The sequence below is a fragment of the Trichloromonas sp. genome (genome assembly GCF_041583255.1).
Classification (GTDB): Bacteria; Desulfobacterota; Desulfuromonadia; order Desulfuromonadales; family Trichloromonadaceae; genus Trichloromonas.
Genome location: NZ_JBFHGD010000257.1, coordinates 1 through 4,016, shown reverse-complemented (window position 1 = coordinate 4,016; position 4,016 = coordinate 1). Strand labels below are relative to the sequence as shown.

2 protein-coding genes are annotated in these 4,016 nt (G+C 65.3%); one reads left to right on the top strand and one right to left on the bottom strand.

Annotated elements, in window-relative coordinates:
• The coding region (locus tag ABYV89_RS15070; RefSeq protein ID WP_432823757.1) for a UvrD-helicase domain-containing protein at window positions 1-2,525 on the top strand (2,525 nt) is incomplete at its 5' end.
• Between the two features lie 251 nt (window positions 2,526-2,776).
• Here the strand turns inward: ABYV89_RS15070 and ABYV89_RS15065 are convergent.
• Window positions 2,777-4,016, bottom strand: a 1,240-nt coding sequence (locus ABYV89_RS15065) for a peroxidase family protein (RefSeq protein WP_432823756.1), incomplete at its 5' end; no start/stop codon positions are given.

Genomic DNA, 4,016 nt, shown 5'->3' with positions numbered 1-4,016 from the left:
TGCCGATCTGGCTCGGGCTGGCCGATCTGCTGCTGACCGCAGGCAATACCTTTCGCAAAAGCCTCGACAAAAACGGCGGTTTTCCCCCCGGCAAGGGTGAACCGACAGAAATGAAAGGGCAAATGAAAGAGCTGCTAGATCGGCTCAAGGCGGTCGATGGTCTGGAGACTGCCCTGGCCGCGCTGCGGCAATTGCCCGCCTCGTGCTATCCCGACTGCCAGTGGCAGGTGCTGCGGGCCCTGGTCGAACTGCTGCCTTTAGCCGCAGCCGAACTCTGGCTGGTCTTTCGCCAGGAGGCCAAGACCGATTTTGCCGCGGTGGCCACCCGGGCCCTGGCGGCGCTCGGCAGCGTCGATGACCCCTCCGAACTGCTGCTGCAGCTCGATGCCCGCGTCCGCCACATTCTGGTCGACGAATTTCAGGATACCTCCTACCTGCAGTACCACCTGCTTCAGCACCTGACCGCCGGCTGGCAGCCCGATGACGGCCGCACCCTGTTCGTGGTCGGCGACCCGATGCAGTCGATCTACCTCTTTCGCGAGGCCGAGGTCGGGCTCTTCCTGCGGGCCCGGTCCCGCGGCATCGGCACGGTGCAGCTGGAACGGCTCGACCTCTGCTCGAACTTCCGCTCCCAGCAGGGGGTCGTCGACTGGGTCAACGAGACCTTTGCCCGGCTCTTCCCGGCCGCCGAGGACGAGGCCCTCGGCGGGGTGGTTTATGCCGAGTCGGCGGCGGTGCACGCACCTCTGCCGGGGGCGGCCTGCGTCGTTCATCCCCTCGCCGGGCGCGACGATGTCGCCGAGGCCGCCTTGGTGGCCGAACTGGCGCAGCAGGCGCTGGCCGCGCATCCCGAGCAGACGGTCGCGGTGCTGGTGCGGGCGCGCACCCACCTGCCGGAGATTCTGCGGGCCTTGGCCGAGCGCAAGCTGCGGTTCACCGCCCGCGACATCGACCTGCTCGAGTGCCGTCCGGTGGTGCGGGATCTGCTCGCACTGACCCGCGCCCTGCTGCATCCGGCCGACCGGCTCTCCTGGCTCTGCGTGCTGCGGGCCCCGTGGTGCGGGTTGTCACTGGCCGACCTCGAGGCCCTGTGCGGCGACGACAAAGAGCGGACCATTCCTGAATCGCTCGGGGACGCCAGGGTGCTGAAAACCCTTTCCGAGGACGGCCGGCAGAGAGCGGCCCGCATCCAGGCCGTCATGCAGCGCGGGCAGCAGCGGCGTGGGGCGATCAGTCTGCGGCGGCTGGTCGAGGGGGTCTGGCTGGCGCTGGGGGGAGCCGCCTGTTACGACGAGGCGGCGCTCAAGGATGCCGGCATGGTCTTTACCCTGATGGAGGATTGCGACAAGGGGGGCGAGCTTGAATCCCTCGATGCACTCGACGAAGGGGTGCGCAAGCTGTTCGCCTCGCCGGATACCGGCGCCGACGGCCGGCTGCAGGTGATGACCATCCACAAGTCCAAGGGGCTCGAGTTCGACACGGTCATCCTGCCCGGGCTGGGCCGCGGCCCCGCCGGCGGCGACCGCCACCTGCTGCGCTGGCTCGAGCATCCCGATCACGGCTTGCTGCTGGCGCCGGTGGCGGCCAGCGATGGCCGCAGCAAGGATGCCATCTACGAGGCGATCGGCCGCCTGGAAGCCGAAAAGCAGGAGCTGGAGACGCTCCGCCTGCTGTACGTGGCGGCGACCCGGGCCAAGGAGCGCCTGCACCTGCTCGGTCACGCCAAGGCCAACAAGGATGGCGAGCCCCGGCCGCTGGCCGGTTCGCTGCTGCACAAGCTCTGGCCGGCGGTGCAGGCCCGGTTCGTTGTTGCCGATGCGGCTGCCGAAGGTGAAGAAACGCCCTGCCGGGAGCGGTCGCCGGTGGCGATTCGCCGGCTTCCGGCCGACTGGCAGCTGCCGGAGCTCAGGTCGGTCGCCCTGGTGGGCGCAATGCAGATCAGCCAGCCGTCGAAGCACCGAAAACCGGGTGAGCAGGAACTCTTTTCCGGCTGGGAGGCCGAAACCTCCCGGCACGTCGGCACCCTGACCCATCATTACCTCGAGCGCATCGCCCGCGCAGGCCTCGATCGCTGGTCGCCTGGGCGCATCGAAAGTGAGAAGCCGGCGGCCCTGCGCCGGCTCAATCGGCTCGGCGTGCCGGCCGCTGAACTCGAGGCCGGCTGGACCAGGGTCGTCGCGGCGCTGAACTCGTCCCTGGCCAGCGACCGGGGACGCTGGATTCTGGGGCGGCATGAGCAAGACGCCTGCGAGCTGCAGCTGTCCGGCCTGGTCGACGGCAGCCTGGTGCATGCGGTCATCGATCGCACCTTCATCGATGCCGGGGTGCGCTGGATCGTCGATTATAAGGTCGTCGAGATGGCAGGGAAGGGTGAACAGGCCTTTCTGAAGGAACAGCTGGCAAAATACCGCAGCCAGCTGCAGGCCTACATCAACCTGATCAGGCAGCTCGAACCTCAAAGGGAAGTGCGGGCGGCTTTGTATTTTCCCCTCAGTGACGGCTGGGTGGAGGTCGGTTTGGCCTGAGTGCTATCGGGGCAGGGCTGCTGCAAGACACTACACGAGGATTTACAAGGCGCCCCCCCACCATTCTGTCAGCGCGTGTGGTTGGTACGAGTTCACCCCGGGGAGCCGACAAAGCAAGATGCGAGCACTCAAACTGAGGTGCTCGCATCTTGCTTTGTGCTGCCATGAATTAAGCTAGGTGTCGCTTCTCGATCCTTCCGGTTTGCCGTTCAGAACATTTTCCAGAAGCCCTCGAAGATGTATTTGTCCTTTCAGGCAAGGTCGAAACGGTCGAGGTTCATTACTTTTTCCCACGCCGATGCAAAGTCGCGCAGGAACTTCTCCTGGGAGTCCCCGCATCCGTAGACTTCCGCCAGGGCCCGTAGCTGGGAGTTCGAACCGAAGATGAGGTCGACCCGGGTGCCGGTCCACTTGAGTTCGCCGCTCACACGATCACGCCCCTCGAACAGGTCGCCGGCTTCCGAGGCCGCCTTCCACGTGGTGCCCATGTCGAGCAGGTTCACGAAGAAGTCATTGGTGAGAGTCTCTGGCCGCTTGGTGAAGACGCCGTGCCGGGACTGTCCGAAGTTGGCATTCAGGACGCGCAAGCCGCCAACGAGGACCGTCATCTCGGGAGCGGTCAGCGTCAGCAGTTGCGCCCGGTCGACCAGCAGCTCCTCTGCCGATACGGAATATGTGGTTTTGAGGTAGTTGCGGAACCCGTCGGCCTCAGGTTCGAGGACCGCGAATGACACCACGTCGGTCTGCTCCTGCGACGCATCCGTGCGTCCAGGCGTGAAGGGGACGGTCATCTCGAAGCCGGCATTCTTCGCAGCCCGCTCGACAGCTGCGCATCCTCCCAGCACGATCAAGTCGGCCAGAGAAACCTTCTTTCCGCCAGACGCTGCGCTATTGAACTCCTTTTGGATTTTCTCAAGGGTCTGCAGCACGGTCTTCAGTTGGGCTGGCTGGTTAACGGCCCAATCCTTCTGCGGGGCCAGCCGGATGCGCGCCCCGTTGGCCCCGCCGCGCTTGTCGGAGCCGCGGAAGGTGGCCGCCGCCGCCCAGGCCGTCGAGACCAGTTGCGAGACAGAGAGTCCCGAAGCGAGGATTTTGCCCTTGAGGGCGGCGATGTCTTTTTTATCAATCAACTTATGAGCAGCCGCGGGGACGGGGTCTTGCCACAGCAGCTCTTCTGCCGGCACTTCCGCGCCAAGATAGCGCGAGCGCGGGCCCATGTCGCGGTGGGTCAGCTTGAACCAGGCGCGGGCGAAGGCATCGGCGAATTTTTCGGGGTTCTGCTGGTAGTGTCGCGCGATCGGCTCGTAGATCGGGTCGAAGCGCAGGGAGAGGTCTGCCGTGGTCATCATCGGCCGGTGTTTTTTTGACGGGTCATGCGCGTCAACCACCATGTCCTCTTCGTCCACGTCCTTGGCCAGCCATTGATTGGCGCCGGCCGGGCTTTTGACCAGTTCCCATTCGTACTTGAACAGCACCTTGAAATAGCCCATG